Origin of the sequence: Dyella thailandensis (genome assembly GCF_050749815.1) — a bacterium.
GTDB lineage: Bacteria > Pseudomonadota > Gammaproteobacteria > Xanthomonadales > Rhodanobacteraceae > Dyella_A.
Genome location: NZ_CP192735.1, coordinates 2241576 through 2257333, shown reverse-complemented (window position 1 = coordinate 2257333; position 15758 = coordinate 2241576). Strand labels below are relative to the sequence as shown.

Sequence of the window (15758 nt, the reverse complement as noted above, 5' to 3'; positions counted from 1 at the left end):
TAAATGAAGAGGCGGGGCAGCCCAACCGCCTGCCGGATGGTGGAGGTGAGCGCGTGCCGACGTGTGAACCCTTACGTGCGGAAGGTCCGCCAAGCCAGCCACAGGAACACCGCGCAAACCGATGACCAAAGCAGGATCAGAAACCAGAACTGCGACGACTGCGCCGACTGGCTATAGGTATCTCCGACCACCACCGCCGCGCGCGACAGCCCGGGCATCGAGTGATGTACCAGGCCAAGCACCGCCAGGGCACCTGATCCAGCGGCCACGAGCAGGCAGAGGGCAACTTTGAGGTAACGCGTAACGTCCATGATCCGTGCCGGTGCGTTGGGGTGAGCGTGGCGAGCGCTCTTTGCGTGTGTCCGGGGCGGCTTGCGGTACGCGCTCGGGCATCGCAGGGTAGCTCCGGAGCGCCATCGTATTCGCTTTGGCCCACCACAACCCACCGCTCGCTCGACAATGCTGCAACGGAGAATGGAAGGGCGCGGAGCCGAACAAAAGTCGGTGCTCCGCGCCCTCGCCCCTTATTGGTACGTCGGATGCTCGCGCAGGGTGATCGGCACGCCTCGGGCAGGTGGAGCGATGGATGCGACGAGATAGCGGGCGGCTGCCTCGCCCACGCCGGGGCCGGCCTCCTGCGGTGCACGCAGTCGCTGCGCTTCGATCGCATCCATCAGATCACGCAAACTGCCGGCGTCGCGGTAGATCGCGTCGCCCATCATCGCCAGCGTGGCGTCCGCGAACTCCGCCTGGCTGGAGCAATTCACCACATCGCCATGGGCGCGCAGGCTGTCGACCAGGGCGTGAATCGCGTCGATCTGGTCCAGCGTGATGCCGGACATGTAGCGCGCAGGCTCCTCGTCCATCGTTGGCTCGGCCGCATCGGGGCCCGTAGCTTCCGCTGCGGCATGGGGCTCACTGGCCCGTTCGGGGGCTTCTTCCGCCATGGTCGGATTGTCCAGAAACGCTCCAATCCGCGCCTCCAGCCATGCCAGGGTGCGCGCCATCTCGCCCAGGCGCATGCCTGGGGTGTCATCCAGCAGCGTATCCGTCCAGTGCGTTTGCGCCAGGCGGGCCAACAGCGCCACATCCAGGCGCAGCTTTGCCAGCCGCTGCAGGCTCTCCGTGGACAATGCCTCGCCCGTCGCTTGCGAATCGTTCGTATCGATCGTCGACATGCTTGCCTCCTCACTCCATGAAGTACCCGCACGCCGGGATGGCGACGGGAAGTCGGGAGGTTAGAAACCGCGAACAGTCGGCGGGCGTATTCCCCTTGCGGGTGTTGTATTAGCCGCCCTCCCGACGCAAGCATCACGTCGGTCTGCGCCTGCAAATGCACGGGCGCAAAAAAAACCACCGGTTTGACGGAGGTGGTTACCGCTGTTCGAGGAGTTTCTACGCTCCTTACGATCGAGTCTGCTACCGCGGTGGAGGGGAGTCAAGGCAAGCGGACGAGTTCGCGGGGAAGCGACGTCCCCCCGGTTTTGAGTAGCACTGCCGTTTGGAGTCCAATCCCCCAACCGAAGGAGATTGGACGTGAAGAAGCGCTTTTCCGAGGAACAGATCATCGGCTTCCTGCGTGAGGCGGATGCCGGCTTGCCGATCAAGGAGCTGTGCCGCAAACACGGCTTCAGCGAGGCCTCCTACTACCTGTGGCGCAGCAAGTTCGGCGGCATGAGCGTGCCGGACGCCAAGCGCCTGAAGGAGCTGGAGACGGAGAACACGCGGCTGAAGAAGCTGCTGGCCGAGCAGATGCTTGAGAACGAGGTGATCAAGGACGTCCTGCGAAAAAAACCGTAGGCGCACCGGCCCGGCGAGCGTTGGTGCGCCAGATGATCGACAAGGGGTTGAGCGAGCGGTGCGCGCTGCGCGTGGTGGGCATGAGCGCCAGCGCGTACCGGTATCAGGCGCAGCCAGACCGCAACGTGGCGCTGCGACGGCGGATCGTGGAGCTGGCGCAGCGGCACAAGCGCTACGGCGTGGGGATGATCCACCTGAAGCTTCGGCAGGAGGGCGGCGAGCCGGTGAACTACAAGCGTGTGGAGCGGTTGTATCGGGAGGAACGGTTGCAGGTACGCCGGCGCAAGCGGAAGAAGGTGCCGGTGAGCGAGCGGCAGCCACTGTGTCGTCCATCGGCGCCCAACGAGGTGTGGTCGATGGATTTCGTGTTCGATCGCACCGCCGACGCCCGCGTCCTCAAGTGCCTGACCATCGTCGACGACGCCACGCATGAGTCGGTGGGCATCGAAGTCGAACGAGCCATCTCCGGGATCGACGTGACGCGTGTGCTGGATCGCCTGGGCGTCATTCGCGGCCTGCCCAAGACCATCCGCACCGACAACGGCAAGGAGTTCTGCGGCAAGGCGATGGTCGCCTGGGCGCACGAGCGCGGCGTGCAACTGCGCCTGATCGAACCAGGCAAGCCGAACCAGAACGCCTACATCGAATCGTTCAACGGACGTCTGCGCGACGAATGCCTCAACGAACACTGGTTTCCCAGCCTGCTGCACGCCCGCACCGAGATCGAACGCTGGCGGCGGGAATACAACGAGGAGCGACCGAAGAAGGCGTTGGGCGGGCTGACACCCGCCGCCTACGCGAAGCAGTTAAAGTAATTCCGGACTCTAAACCGTCCCGCTACTCAACGCGGGGGGACGTCGGTAGGAACCCGCTGGCGGGCGATGCTTTTGGTTTTGATGGGGTACCAGAGCGGAAAGGCATCGCCCGCGAGCGGGCTCCTACATGAGGAGTGAGGTGGCGCGAGGGGATGGCCGCATTCTTTGAGGGTTTTGTAGGAGCCCGCTGGCGGGCGACGCTTTTGGTTTTGATGTGGCATCAGAGCAGGAGCATCGCCCGCGAGCGGGCTCCTACATAAGGAGTGAGGTGGCGCGAGGGGCTGGCCGCAGTCTTTGAGGGTTTTTGTAGGAGCCCGCTGGCGGGCGATGCTTTTGGTTTTGATGTGGCATCAGAGCAGGAGCATCGCCCGCGAGCGGGCTCCTACAACAACGGCGGTGTTGTTTAGAGCTTTTCGCCGGAGGCTTCGTAGACGCAGGCCAGCACCGAGGCGGCGGCCGCGTAGAGAGTGCCGGGCACGTCGTCGCGCAGGCGCAGGGCGGCGAGCAGGCTGGCGATCTGCGTGTCCGGGTGCAGGGGGATGCCCTGGTCGCGGGCGCGGGCGAGCAGCAGGTCCAGCGTTTCGGCGGGCACGCGCGGGGAGGGGGCGGCGGTGTCGCCGCTGCCGCTGGTGAGCTTCAAGGTCACCTTGCGCTGGGGGTTGGGAAGGGCCTGGGTCATGCGGTGGCCTTGAGCAGGTGGGCGCTGTGGCGACCGTGCGCGCGCGGCAGGCCGGTCTGGCAGGTGAGCTGATCCAGCAGCAGGCCGCAGGCGGCAAGGCGCTGGCGCAGGGCGGTGAACTGCTGCTCCAGGCGCTCGGTGGTGCTGGCGCGTTCGGCCCACAGCCGCACCGACAGCCGCAGATCGTGCAGCTGCAGCTCGCCCTGCACCGGGCCGAGCGTAGGAAGGTCAATCGCGAAGCCAAGCGTCCATTGGCGCGGCGCATCCGGACCGGCGTCGGCGGGGTAGTCCAGCTGCAACTGCAGCACGTCTTGGCCGTCGCGGCCCTTGATGGGAATCTCGGTGATCCAGGCCGGCACGGTGCTCGCTTCCAGTTGGGCCACTTCCACCCGCGCCAGGGCGGCGCGCACGGCGGTGTGCAGTTGGCCGAGCAGGGGCGCGGTGTCGTCTTCGGCGGCGAGCGCAGCAAGGGTGGCGGCGGTACCGGCGGCGCGGGCCTGCGCCTGCAGGCCGCGTTGCAGCAGGGGCGGCGCGGTTTCGTTGCCGCTGCCGGCGGCGCCGGGGTTGAGCGGGCTGCCGCGCGGCGGCGCGTAACTGTCGAGCAGGTTGGAGAGCTTGAGCAGCACGGCTTTCCAGTCGTCCTCGCCCACGCCGGCGGCGAGCAGCGGGTTTTGCGCCAGGCTCGATTCCATGAACAGCCCGCTGCGCTGGATCGCCTCGCGCAGGCCGGCGCCGGTGGTGATGTCGGCGGGCGTGCGCATGGCCTGTTCCAGTTGCGCCAGCACCGGGCGCAGCGCGGCGGGAAGCTGGCGCATCACCGGCCGTTGGGCCAGGGCCTGCACGGTGGCGAGCAGCGGGGCGAAGCCGTCCTGCTGCGGCAGGCGTTCGCGCAGCGCCACCTGCGCTATCGACTCGCTGGCGTGCGGCAGCATCACTTCCAGCGTGGGCTGGGTGCCCAGGCTGAGCACGCGCACCTGGAACTGCGCCGGCAGCGCGGCGGCGGCCTGGCCACCAGGCAGGGGGTTGTACGTGTTCTGCGGGTTGGGCAGGGAGCCTTGCTGGCCGGGCATCTCCGCTTCCACTGCCATGCCGCCGATCTGCAGCACCATCTTGCCCTGATCGGTGACGCCGAGCGGGCGCGCGGACATCACCACGCCGATGCGCCAGCTTTCCGCGGTGGTGCCGGACGCGGCGCCGAGCCAGGTGAGGGCGGCAAGGCTGGTGGGTTGGATGATCATGCGAGGCTCCTTCGCCCCACGGCGACGGTCGTGCCGGATACACGACGACTTGTCGAGGGCTAACGGCCGCGCGCGGGGGAACTTTAGCGAATGCCGACGAGGCCGGTAACCCGGGTTGAAACGGGAGCGCCGGTCATCCACCCGACCCCGCGACAATGCCTGCGCCAGCCGCCGCCAGGCCGTTCGCCCCGGTTCCGCCGGCATTGCGCGGTGCCTTCGGTCGGCGACTTCGATCGCCCCTAAAGCGCACGCCGCCCCCGCCGATAAAGCCTCCGAACGAAATCACGGCCGGTATGGCCACGGGGCAAGCGCATGGGCAGCAAGGGATCATCGAAGGGCCGGCAGGACACCGCCGCGGCGCCCATCGTTTTGCCGGCGGATTGCCGCCTGGGCGCGCTCGATGCGCTGGCGCCGCAGTTGCGCGAAGCCGTCGGCGGCCCTGCTGCCGTGCTCGATGCCGCGGCCGTGGAGAAGGTCGACGGCGCGGCCATGCAGCTGCTGGTGGCGTTTCGCCACGCGGCTGCGGCAGGCGCCTGCGCGGTGACCTGGAGCGCCGCCAGCGACGTGTTGCGCGAGGCGTCCAGCCTGCTCGGGCTGGATGGCGAACTGGATCTGCCGGCACCCATGCCGGCCTGAAACGAGGTGGAAGATGGCAAAGATTCTTGCGGTGGACGATTCGGCGTCGATGCGCGGCATGGTGGCCTTCACCCTGCGCGGTGCCGGCCATGAGGTGAGCGAGGCGGAGAACGGCCAGCTGGCGCTGGACCAGGCCCGCGGCGGTCGCTACGACCTGGTGCTGGCCGACGTGAACATGCCGGTGATGGACGGCATCTCGATGGTGCGCGAGCTGCGCACGCTGCCCGAATACAAGGGCGTGCCGATTCTCATGCTGACCACCGAGTCGCACACCGACAAGAAGATGGAAGGCAAGGCCGCCGGCGCCACCGGCTGGCTGGTCAAGCCGTTCGATCCCGAACAGCTGCTGGCCACCGTCAACCGCGTGCTCGGCTAAGCCGGAGAGAAGCAGTCATGGCCAACGTCAGCATGGCGCAGTTCCACCAGGTGTTCTTCGAGGAGAGCCTGGAAGGACTCGACAACATGGAAACGGCGCTGCTGGCGCTGGACGAGGGCGGCGACAAGGAGCTGGTGCACACCATCTTCCGCGCTGCCCACTCGATCAAGGGCGGTGCGGCCACGTTCGGCTTTCCCGAAATGGCCGCCTTCACCCACGAGGCCGAGTCGCTGCTCGATGAGCTGCGCGACGGCCGCCGGGCCATCGACAAGCCGATCATCGAGCTGTTGCTGCGCACGGTGGACTGCCTGCGCGGCATGTTCGCCCGCGCCCAGGCCGGCCAACCGTTGAACGACGAGGTGGCCGAAGGCCTGCGCGGCGAGCTGGCCGCGGTAATGGGCCGTGCGGCCGAGACCCAGGTCAAGGCGCGCCGCGCCCGCGACCACGCCGATGCGTGGAAGATCACCTTCCGTCCGCATTCGGGTATGGCCGCCAGCGGCAACGATCCGCTGCGCCTGCTGCGCGAGCTCAAGGCGTTGGGCGAGCTCACCGTCACGGCCGAGCTGGACAAGCTGCCGGTGCTCGATGCGCTGGATGTTTCGCAGTGCCACATCGGCTGGACCATGGAGCTGCGCGGGCAGGTGACGCGCGAGGCGATCAAGAGCGTGTTCGACTGGGTGGAGGACGAGTGCGACCTCGCCATCGAGCCGCTGCACGTGGTGGCCCCGCCGGCCGCCGCCGAAGCGCCAAAATCCGAACCAGGCCGGGCCACCGTCACCGATGCGGCCACGGCCCGCGCGGCGCGCGAGTCGGCGCCGGTGGCCAATGCCGAATCCAGTTCGGTGCGCGTGTCGATCGACAAGATCGACAGCCTGATCGACCTGGTCGGCGAGCTGGTGATCACCCAGTCGATGCTCGACCAGTTCCGCGAGAGCTTCGACATCAACAAGCTCGCCCTGCTGCAGGAAGGCCTGACCCAGCTGGCGCGCCACACGCGCGAGCTGCAGGAAAGCGTGATGGGCATTCGCATGCTGCCGATCGGCTCGGTGTTCAACCGCTTCCCGCGGCTGGTGCGCGACCTCAGCGGCAAGCTGGGCAAGAACGTTCGTCTGGACATGCACGGCGAGCACACCGAGCTGGACAAGACGGTGCTGGAAAAGATCGGCGACCCGCTGGTGCACCTGGTGCGCAACGCCATCGACCACGGCCTGGAAATGCCCGACAAGCGTCGCGCGGCCGGCAAGCTGGAGCAGGGCACGCTGCGGCTGGAGGCATTCCACCGCGGTGGCTCCATCGTGGTGGAAGTGGCCGACGACGGCGCCGGCCTCAATCGCGAAGCGATCGTCGCCAAGGCGATCCAGCGCGGACTGATTTCCTCCGGTGAGGGTATGAGTGACGAAGCGGTGGCCGAGCTGATCTTTCAGCCCGGGTTCTCCACCGCCGCGGTCACCACCGACCTCTCCGGACGCGGCGTGGGCATGGACGTGGTCCGCCGCAACGTGGCCGATTTGGGCGGCACGGTGACCATCCGTTCCACCCCGGGCAAGGGCAGTGTGTTCACCATCGTGCTGCCGCTCACTCTCGCCATCATCGACGGCCTCACCGCCGCGGTGGGCGAGGAGTGCTACATCGTGCCGCTGGTGTCGATCGTCGAATCGGTGCAGCTGAAGGCAGAGTCGGTGCGCAGCGTGGTCGGCGGTGGCGAGCTGTTCAAGTTCCGCGGCGAGTACCTGCCGGTGATCCGCCTGCACGAGGTGTTCGGTTGCGAGGGCGCGAAACACGCCATCGAAGACGGCCTGATGATTGTGGTCGAGGGCGATGGCACCCGCGTGGGCCTGTTCGTCGACGGCCTGGTCGGCCAGCAGCAGGCGGTGGTGAAGTCGCTGGAGGCGAACTACCGCCGCGTGTCCGGCGTATCCGGCGCGACCATCCTGGCCGATGGCTCGGTGGCGCTGATCGTCGACATCGCCGGTCTGGTGCGCATGCAGGCACGCCGCAAGGCCGCCTGAGTGGCTCGATAGCAGGAAAGCGGCGCGGGGGCGCGCCGGTTGAATGGGGGAAGTCTGTGGCGCCGGGATCGGCGCGACAGCCGGCTGGAACGCCGGACCGGCAAGTGCAGGGACCTTCCATGGGCATGCGTCGCACGCCCGACTTTCATTCACTCTGGTAAACCGCCATGCGTACCCCCGCTCAAATACTCGACCGCCTCAGCCTGCAAGCCCGCGTGTGGCTGGTTATCGTGCTCGTCATCGCTGGCCTGGCCGCGCTTACCGTGGTCAGCGCGGTGGAAACCCGCAAGCAGCAGATGGCCACGCTCACCACCGACCTGGCCAACCACGTGGCCAGTGCCGTGGCGATTGCCGACAGCTTCGAACAGCGCGCCAAGGCTGGCGAGTTCGACGACGCCGAGGCGCGCAAGCGTGCGCTGGCGGCGATCCAGTCCATGCGCTGGGACCACGGCACCGGCTACCTGTTCGCGTTCGATTCGGGCCTGGTCATGCGCATGCATCCCATCTCTCCGGCGCTGGTGAACACCAACGTCGGCGAGAAGGCCGACCCCAACGGCAAGAAGCTGTTCCAGGCGATGCTGGCTACCGACAAGGAGGCAGGCGCCGGAGTCACCGAATACATGTGGCCGCTGCCGGACAGCAAGGAGCAGGCGCCGAAGATCAGCTATACGGCCTGGTACAAGCCGTGGGACCTGCATTTCGGCACCGGTGCGTACTACACCAACATCAACGCGGCGTATCGCCATAACCTGCTGGCCCAGCTGCTGCGCGCCGGCCTGATCGGCCTGCTGGTGATCCTGGTGGTGTGGCAGTCGATGCGCTCGATCCGGCTGGGCATCGGCGGCGAGCCGTCGTTTGCCGTCGCCATGGCCGCGCGCATCGCCGACGGCGATCTGCAGAAGCCCGCCGGCGAGCCCGAGTTCGCCCCGGCCAGCCTGCTCGGCGCGCTGCAGCGCATGCGCGACAAGCTCACCGGCATCGTGCACGAGGTGCAGCGCGGATCGCAGGTGGTATCCACTGCCGCGCGGCAGATCGCCAGCGGCAACGACGACCTGAGCCAGCGCACGCAGGAGCAGGCCTCCTCGCTGGAGGAAACCGCTGCCTCAATGGAGGAGATGACCTCCACCGTGAAGCAGAGCGCCGAGAACGCCAGCCACGCCAACCAGCTCGCCGCCAGCGCGCGGGTGCAGGCCGAACGCGGCGGTGACGTGGCCTCGCGCGCCAGCGGTGCGATGCGCGAGATCGAGGCGGCCAGCCGGCAGATCACCGACATCGTGCAGCTGATCGACGAGGTCGCCTTCCAGACCAACCTGCTGGCGCTGAACGCCGCGGTGGAAGCGGCCCGTGCCGGCGAGCAGGGCCGCGGCTTCGCCGTGGTCGCCACCGAGGTGCGCAACCTGGCCCAGCGCAGTGCCGCGGCGGCCAAGGACATCAAGGTGCTGATCAACACCACGGTGGACAAGGTGCAGGCCGGCAGCGCGCTGGTGGACGAATCCTCCGCCGCGCTCGGCGAGATCATCGGCAGCGTCAAGCGCGTTACCGACATCGTGGCCGAGATCGCCGCGGCCGCGCACGAGCAGTCCTCCGGCATCGACCAGGTGAACCACGCCGTCACCCAGATGGACGAGGTCACCCAGCAGAACGCCGCGCTGGTGGAGGAAGCGTCCGCCGCCGCCCGCGCCATGCAGGAGCAGGCCGACGCGCTGGCCGAGCAGATGCGCTACTTCCGCGTGCGAGGCGAGTCCGCCGCGGCGCCTGCGCCCGCCACCGCGCCTGCCGCGCGGGTGGTGCGCGCGCCGGTCGCCGCCCGCGCCCCGGCGATGCAGCCGGTGGCAGCCGGCGCCTGGCAGGAGTTCTAAACCCACCGCAGCCCCGCCGGCATGGCGTCGGCGGGGCCAGTCTGCGGAGCGCCTACGCGCTCCGTTCCACGTCACAGGACCCGACGACGCCATGACCGACGCTTACGCTTCCCTGCAGTCGCACTACCTCACCTTTTTGCTCGGCGAGGATCTCTATGCGATCACCCTCGGCGCGGTGAAGGACATCCGCGTCAGCGGCGCCGTGCAGCCGCTGCGCGAGGTGCCGGGCTACGTGGTGGGCCGGCTTGAACACGCGCTTGGACCCACGCCGCTGGTGGATCTGCGCCGGCGCATCGGCCTGCCCGTGCAGGTCGCCGGCGGACCGTCGGTGACGGTGGTGCTGGAGCGGGCCGGCCAGCGCCTGGCGATGCTCGCCGACGCGGTCGCCGAAGTCGTCGACCTGGGCCTGCCCGATGAGCCGGCGACTGCGAGCGACGAACCCGACGCCCGCGCCGAACTCGCCTGGCTCAAGGGCGCCGCCGCCGGCGAACGCATGGTGCTGGTGCTCGATCCCGACCAGCTGATCCTCCCCGCCGACCGCAGCGCCGTGCACGCCGCCATGGCCGCCACCACCACAGCCCAAGCCGCCTGACCCCCGCCCCCACGAGTGAGCGAGGCGGCTTGGCGTGCGCGCCCTTGTAGGAGCCCGTTTACGGGCGATGCCCTTGCTCTGGATCCGCGCCGATTCCCAAAAGCATCGCCCGCGAGCGGGCTCCTACAGGTGGACGGGGCGGCTTGGCGTGCGCGCTCTTGTAGGAGCCCGTTTACGGGCGATGCCTTTTGCTCTGGATCCGCGCAGATTCCAAAAGCATCGCCCGCCAGCGGGCTCCTACAGGTGGGCGAGGCGGCTTGGCGTGCGCGCTCTTGTAGGAGCCCGTTTACGGGCGATGCCTTTTGCTCTGGATCCGCGCCGATTCCAAGAGCATCGCCCGCGAGCGGGCTCCTACCGGTGGGCGGGGCAGCTTGGCGTGCGCGCTCTTGTAGGAGCCCGTTTACGGGCGATGCCTTTTGTTCTGGATCCGCGCAGATTCCAAAAGCATCGCCCGCGAGCGGGCTCCTACAGGTGGGCGGGGTAACTCGCGCATCGCCCGCTCCGCCCGCGCGTCGCGACTCTGGTTCAACCGCTCAAGTTTCCCCGTTTCCGGTCGATCTGCTGGCTGACAGCGAGCGCCGCGCGGCGTTCCGGTAGATGAGGCCCGTCCATGTCCGATGCTTCCACCCACGACGCCCCAGCGTCGCAGTACCTCACCCTCAACCTCGCGCAAGAGGAATACGGCGTGGACATCCTCGCTGTGCGCGAGATCCGCGGCTGGACGCCGGTGACGCGCATTCCGCAGGCGCCGTCTTATGTGCTGGGCGTGCTCAACCTGCGCGGCGCGATCGTGCCAGTGATCGACATGCGCCTGCGCTTCGGCCTGCCGCGCGAGGAATACACCGCCAACACGGTCACCGTGATCGTCACCGTGGCCGGGCGCAATTTCGGCGTGGTGGTCGATGGTGTGTCCGACGTGCTCGACGTGACCGCCGCCAACCTGCGCCCGGTGCCCGACATGGGCACCACCGTGGATACCGAATACCTCAAGGGGCTCACCGCCGTGGACGAGCGGATGGTGCTGCTGCTTGACGTGGACAAGCTGTTGCAGCCGCAGGACGCGCAGATGCTCGAAGCCGCCCTTCCCGCGGCCGCCGAAGTGAAAGCCGTTGCCTGACAGGAATTGACATGAAATTGCCCAAGCTCGCCTTCAAGATCCCCTCCCTGAACATCCGCTGGCGCCTGCGGATCGTGCTGGGCATGCTCATGCTGATGCTGCTCATTGGTGCGGCGATCGGCTTCGGTTCGATGCAGCAGCAGAACGAGGGGCTGCGCCGCGTGTACCAGGACGAGATGCTGCCGGCCAGCATGGTCGCGCGCATCAACAACAAGTCGCTGCTCGCCTTCATCCTGATGAGCGAGGCCAGCGGCATGGTCGCCAAGCCCGACCAGCTCAAGCAGAAGATGGCCGAGTACACCGCCTTGCAGGCCGAGCTGACCAAGCTCAAGGGCGAGTTCGACAAGCTGCCCAAGAGCGCCGGGGTAGAAGCCGAGTACAAGAAGTACCAAGCCGACGACGCCGACTACGCCTCGGCGCGCAAGGACATGGAAGACGCGCTCAACCAGGCCGACGCCAGTGCCGCCGACGTGCTGGAGATGGAGGTGCGTCCGCTCCTGCTGACCCGCCAGGACAAGCTGACCAAGCTGATGGAAGTGCAGCGTGCCGAGGCGATGGGCATCTATGAGGCGCAGGTCGCCCGCTACAAGCTGGTGCGCGTGGTCAGCATCTCGGCACTGGCGCTGGGTCTGGCGTTGGCGATCTTCATGGCGCTGACGTTGAGCCGCTCGATCATCAACACGCTGGCCTACGCCGGCAAGGTCGCCCGCGAGATCGCGCAGGGCAAGCTGGGCCACGACATCCAGGTCAACCGCAAGGACGAGCTGGGCGAACTGCTCGACGCGTTCCGCACGATGGATCTGCGCCTCTCGGCGATCGTCAGTGAAGTGCGCAACGGCTCGGGTGAAGTGAGCACGGCCGCGCAGCAGATCGCCCGCGGCAACGACGATCTCAGCCAGCGCACGCAGGAGCAGGCCTCTTCGCTGGAAGAGACCGCCTCGTCGATGGAGCAGATGACCTCCACCGTGAAGCAGAACGCCGAGAACGCCAGCCACGCCAATCAGCTCGCCCGCGGTGCCCGCGAGCAGGCCGAGCGCGGTGGTGAAGTGGTGACCCAGGCGGTGGTCGCGATGAAGGCGATCAACGAGTCCAGCCGCAAGATTTCCGACATCGTCAGCCTGATCGACGAGATCGCCTTCCAGACCAACCTGCTGGCGCTGAACGCAGCGGTGGAAGCGGCGCGCGCTGGCGAGCAGGGCCGCGGCTTTGCCGTGGTCGCCACCGAGGTGCGCAACCTGGCCCAGCGCTCGGCCGGTGCGGCCAAGGAGATCAAGGGCCTGATCAAGGACAGCGCCGAGAAAGTGCACAACGGCACCAGCCTGGTCGACCAGACCGGCAAGTCGCTGGCCGAGATCGTCGACAGCGTGAAGAAGGTCACCGACATCGTGGCCGAGATCGCCGCGGCCAGCGCCGAGCAGTCCGCCGGCATCGACCAGGTGAACCACGCCGTGCTGCAGATGGACGAGATGACCCAGCAGAACGCCGCCCTGGTGGAAGAGGCTGCTGCGGCCGCCCGCGCCATGCAGGAACAGGCCGCCGAGCTGACCCAACAGGTGGGCTTCTTCCAGCTCGACGAGCGCATGGGCGAGATGGCCGCGTCGGTCACCACCCGCGCCAAGACCGTGGCAGCCGAAGCCGAAGCGGTGTTCGCCGCGGTGCGCAGCACGCCCGTGCAGCCCGCCCCCAAGGCTAGCCCGCGGATGGCCGAAACGGCCGACGCTGGCGCCTGGAAGGAGTTCTGATCGATGGCCGTGCCCGTCATGAACGACGATCGCGTCACGGCGGGCGCCCCGGCTTCGGCACTGAACGGGCCGTCGCTGGGTGACGCAGAGTTCGAGTTCCTGCGCCGCTTCGTGTACGACCAGTGCGGCATCGCACTGAGCGAGCAGAAGCGCCAGCTGGTGCAGGGTCGACTGCAGCGCCGCCTGCGCGCGCTGCACCTGCGCGACTTCGCCGACTACTGCGACGTGCTCAAGCGCGAGCCGGAGGCCGAACTCGGCGAGCTGGCCAGCGCCATCAGCACCAACGTCACCGCGTTCTTCCGCGAGATGCACCACTACGACCTGCTGGTCGAGAAGCTGCTGCCGGAGTGGCTGGAGCACAAGCGCCGGCAGGGCGATCGGCTGCGCATCTGGTCGGCCGGCTGTTCCACCGGCGAGGAGCCGTACGCGCTGGCGATGGTGCTGGCCGAGGCGCTCGAGCGCAGTGGTGCCTCGATCGACGCCAAGATCCTCGCCACCGATCTGTCGCCCCAGGCGCTGGAAGCGGCGCGCAAGGGCGTCTATGCGGTTGATCGGCTGGGCGGCGTGAGCGACGAGCGGCGCAAGCGCTGGTTCCTGCGCGGGCAGGGCGAATACGAAGGGCTGGTATCGGTGCACCCGCGCCTGCGCGAGCTGGTCACCATCCTGCCGCTGAACCTGTTGCACGACTGGCCGATGCAGGGCCCGTTCGACGCGATCTTCTGCCGCAACGTGGTGATCTATTTCGACAAGCCGACCAAGGAAAAGCTGTTCGCGCGCTATGCGCAGATGCTGCCGGCGGGGGGCTACCTGTTCCTCGGCCACTCCGAGTCGATGCATGGACTGAGCAACGATTTCGAACTGATTGGACGCACCGTCTACCGGAAACGGCCATGAGCGCCATCGCTACCGTGCTGCCACCGGCGCCGGGCAGCGGGGCAGGTGCCGTGCTGCCCGGGTTCGAGCACATGCGCCGCTTCTGGGATCCGGCCCATTCGCTGATGACGGTGAAGGTGCTGCCGGGCGAGTACTACGTGAGCCGGCAGGACGAGCTGGTCTCCACCGTGCTGGGCTCGTGCGTTTCGGCCTGCATCCACGACCGCCGGCTCAAGCTCGGCGGCATGAACCACTTCATGCTGCCCGAGCCCACCGGCGAGCGGGGCGCCGAGCGCGACAGCTGGTCGGCCACGGTGGGCCGCGCGGCGCGCTACGGCAACGACGCGATGGAGCACCTGATCAACGCCCTGCTCAAGGCCGGCAGCCGGCGCGAAGACTGGGACGTGAAGGTGTTCGGTGGCGGCCGCGTGCTGTCGCAGATGACCGACGTGGGCAGCCGCAACATCGAGTTCGTGCAGCGCTACTTGCGCACGGAAGGCCTTGCGGTGACCGCCTCGGACCTGGGCGACGTGTACCCGCGCCAGGTGCAGTTCTTTCCAGTGAGCGGAAAAGTGCGCGTGCGGCAGATGCGCGGGCGCGACGAGTTCGCCCTGGTGGCGCGCGAGAAGCAGTACCTCAAGCAGTTGGCGAACGATCCGATAAAGGGAGAGGTGGAGTTGTTCTGAGGTGGGTGCCGGACCGCATGGGCAAAGCGCGCCCCGCGCTTCGTCAGGGACACACCTCAGGGCGTCATTCCCGCGAAAGCGGGAATCCATCTTCAGGCGCCACAAGATCAAAGTGGATTCCCGCTTTCGCGGGAATGACGCTCGCTTCGAACGGAACCACCCGTGCGTCGCGCGCAGTAACAAAGGTTACACGCACTGTGCGGTGTCGACAGGTTTACGAGCAGGCAGAGAGAACGGACAAGATGGAAAGAGTACGAGTCCTGGTGGTCGATGATTCCGCGCTGGTGCGGAAGCTCATGTCGACCATGCTCTCCTGCGATCCGCGCATCGAGGTGGTCGGCACGGCGCCGGACCCGCTGGTCGCGCGCGAGAAAATCAAGCAGCTCAACCCCGACGTGCTCACGCTCGACGTGGAAATGCCGCGCATGGACGGCCTCACCTTCCTCGAGAACCTCATGCGGCTGCGGCCGATGCCGGTGGTGATGGTCTCCTCGCTGACCGAGCAGGGCGCCGAGGTGACGCTGCGCGCGCTTGAACTGGGCGCGGTGGATTTCTTCACCAAGCCCAACAGCGACCTGGCCAACACCTTTGCCGAAGGCGCGCAGGAGATCTGCGCCAAGGTGATCGCCGCCGCGGGCGCCAAGCCGCGCGTGCGCACCGAGGTGCGCAAGCTCGACGTGCCGCCGCGGCTCTCCGCCGACGCGGTGCTGCCGCGCGCCAGCGGCGCGGGCACCCGCGCGGGCAGTCCGATGATCGCCATCGGCGCCTCCACCGGCGGCACCGAGGCGATCCGCGTGGTGCTGGAACAGATGCCACCGGATGCGCCGCCGATCCTGATCACCCAGCACATTCCCGCCGCCTTCAGTGGCCCGTTCGCCGCGCGCATGGACCACTGCTCGGCGATGCGCGTGTGCGAAGCGCACGACGGCCAGCCGATTCAGCCCGGTCACGCCTACATCGCGCCGGGCAGCCAGCACCTGCTGGTGATGTGGGACGGCGCCAAGCACGTATGCCGCCTGCACGACGGCCCGCCGGTGAACCGGCACAAGCCGAGCGTGGACGTGCTGTTCCGCTCCATGGCTGCCAGCGCTGGTGCCTCCACCGTGGCGGTGCTGCTCACCGGCATGGGCGACGACGGCGCGCGCGGCCTGCTGGAATTGAGCCAGGCCGGCGCCCGCACGCTGGTGCAGGACGAAGCCAGCTCGGTGGTGTGGGGCATGCCCGGCGCCGCCTGGAAACTCGGTGCGGCGCGCGAGGCGCTGCCGCTGGACGATATTGCCGCGCGCCTGCTCACGCTGGCGCGCCAACCCTTCAAGAGCGCCGTCGGCGCGTGATC

Annotated in this window: 15 protein-coding genes; 11 read left to right on the top strand and 4 right to left on the bottom strand. The window is 68.0% G+C overall.

Annotated features, from left to right (window positions below; genetic code table 11):
- Nucleotides 1-71: 71 nt before the first annotated feature.
- Both ACQVBX_RS10545 and ACQVBX_RS10540 read right to left on the bottom strand, forming a co-directional pair.
- The gene (locus ACQVBX_RS10545; RefSeq protein WP_431634036.1) at nt 72-311 is read right to left on the bottom strand and encodes a hypothetical protein; all 240 of its coding nucleotides are present in this window, start codon (nt 309-311) and stop codon (nt 72-74) included.
- A gap of 213 nt (nt 312-524) precedes the next feature.
- Nucleotides 525-1178, bottom strand: a complete 654-nt coding sequence (locus ACQVBX_RS10540) for an XAC0095 family protein (protein ID WP_431634035.1) — start codon at nt 1176-1178, stop codon at nt 525-527.
- Nucleotides 1179-1536: 358 nt separating this feature from the next.
- Here ACQVBX_RS10540 and ACQVBX_RS10535 point away from each other — a divergent pair.
- Nucleotides 1537-2615, top strand: a protein-coding gene (locus ACQVBX_RS10535; RefSeq protein WP_431634034.1) for an IS3 family transposase whose coding sequence is annotated in 2 segments (ribosomal slippage) — nt 1537-1795 and nt 1795-2615 — 1080 coding nt in all. Because the reading frame shifts where the segments join, the coding sequence is not laid out codon by codon here.
- Nucleotides 2616-3018: 403 nt separating this feature from the next.
- Here the strand turns inward: ACQVBX_RS10535 and ACQVBX_RS10530 are convergent.
- Nucleotides 3019-3294, bottom strand: a complete 276-nt coding sequence (locus tag ACQVBX_RS10530) for a flagellar biosynthesis protein (protein ID WP_431634033.1) — start codon at nt 3292-3294, stop codon at nt 3019-3021.
- Nucleotides 3291-4532 (bottom strand): flagellar hook-length control protein FliK, encoded by a 1242-nt coding sequence (locus tag ACQVBX_RS10525; protein WP_431634032.1) that lies wholly within the window; start codon nt 4530-4532, stop codon nt 3291-3293. Before ACQVBX_RS10525 ends, ACQVBX_RS10530 begins: the two co-directional genes overlap by 4 nt.
- A 312-nt stretch (nt 4533-4844) precedes the next feature.
- On the opposite strand from ACQVBX_RS10525, the gene ACQVBX_RS10520 reads away from it, so the two are divergent.
- From ACQVBX_RS10520 to ACQVBX_RS10475, 10 genes are all read left to right on the top strand, one after another.
- On the top strand, nt 4845-5168 hold the full coding sequence (locus ACQVBX_RS10520; RefSeq protein WP_431634031.1) for an STAS domain-containing protein: 324 nt from the start codon (nt 4845-4847) through the stop codon (nt 5166-5168).
- 13 nt (nt 5169-5181) lie between these two features.
- Entirely contained in the window at nt 5182-5544 is a 363-nt protein-coding gene (locus ACQVBX_RS10515; protein WP_431634030.1) for a response regulator, read from the top strand.
- A gap of 17 nt (nt 5545-5561) precedes the next feature.
- Nucleotides 5562-7553, top strand: coding sequence for a chemotaxis protein CheA (locus tag ACQVBX_RS10510; protein ID WP_431634029.1), 1992 nt, complete (start codon nt 5562-5564; stop codon nt 7551-7553).
- 167 nt (nt 7554-7720) lie between these two features.
- On the top strand, nt 7721-9412 hold the full coding sequence (locus ACQVBX_RS10505; protein ID WP_431634028.1) for a methyl-accepting chemotaxis protein: 1692 nt from the start codon (nt 7721-7723) through the stop codon (nt 9410-9412).
- A gap of 91 nt (nt 9413-9503) precedes the next feature.
- Nucleotides 9504-10004 carry a chemotaxis protein CheW gene (locus ACQVBX_RS10500; RefSeq protein WP_431634027.1) on the top strand — a complete coding sequence of 167 codons (501 nt, stop codon included), beginning with the start codon at nt 9504-9506 and terminating at the stop codon, nt 10002-10004.
- Nucleotides 10005-10614: 610 nt separating this feature from the next.
- Nucleotides 10615-11121, top strand: a complete 507-nt coding sequence (locus ACQVBX_RS10495; RefSeq protein ID WP_431634026.1) for a chemotaxis protein CheW — start codon at nt 10615-10617, stop codon at nt 11119-11121.
- An 11-nt stretch (nt 11122-11132) separates the two neighbouring features.
- A complete protein-coding gene (locus ACQVBX_RS10490) occupies nt 11133-12863 on the top strand; it encodes a methyl-accepting chemotaxis protein (RefSeq protein WP_431634025.1) in 1731 nt (576 codons plus the stop codon).
- Nucleotides 12864-12866: 3 nt separating this feature from the next.
- Nucleotides 12867-13757 (top strand): CheR family methyltransferase, encoded by an 891-nt coding sequence (locus ACQVBX_RS10485; protein WP_431634024.1) that lies wholly within the window; start codon nt 12867-12869, stop codon nt 13755-13757.
- A complete protein-coding gene (gene cheD, locus ACQVBX_RS10480) occupies nt 13754-14422 on the top strand; it encodes a chemoreceptor glutamine deamidase CheD (RefSeq protein ID WP_431634023.1) in 669 nt (222 codons plus the stop codon). Before ACQVBX_RS10485 ends, cheD begins: the two co-directional genes overlap by 4 nt.
- 242 nt (nt 14423-14664) lie before the next feature.
- On the top strand, nt 14665-15756 hold the full coding sequence (locus ACQVBX_RS10475; RefSeq protein WP_431634022.1) for a protein-glutamate methylesterase/protein-glutamine glutaminase: 1092 nt from the start codon (nt 14665-14667) through the stop codon (nt 15754-15756).
- Nucleotides 15757-15758 lie beyond the last annotated feature (2 nt).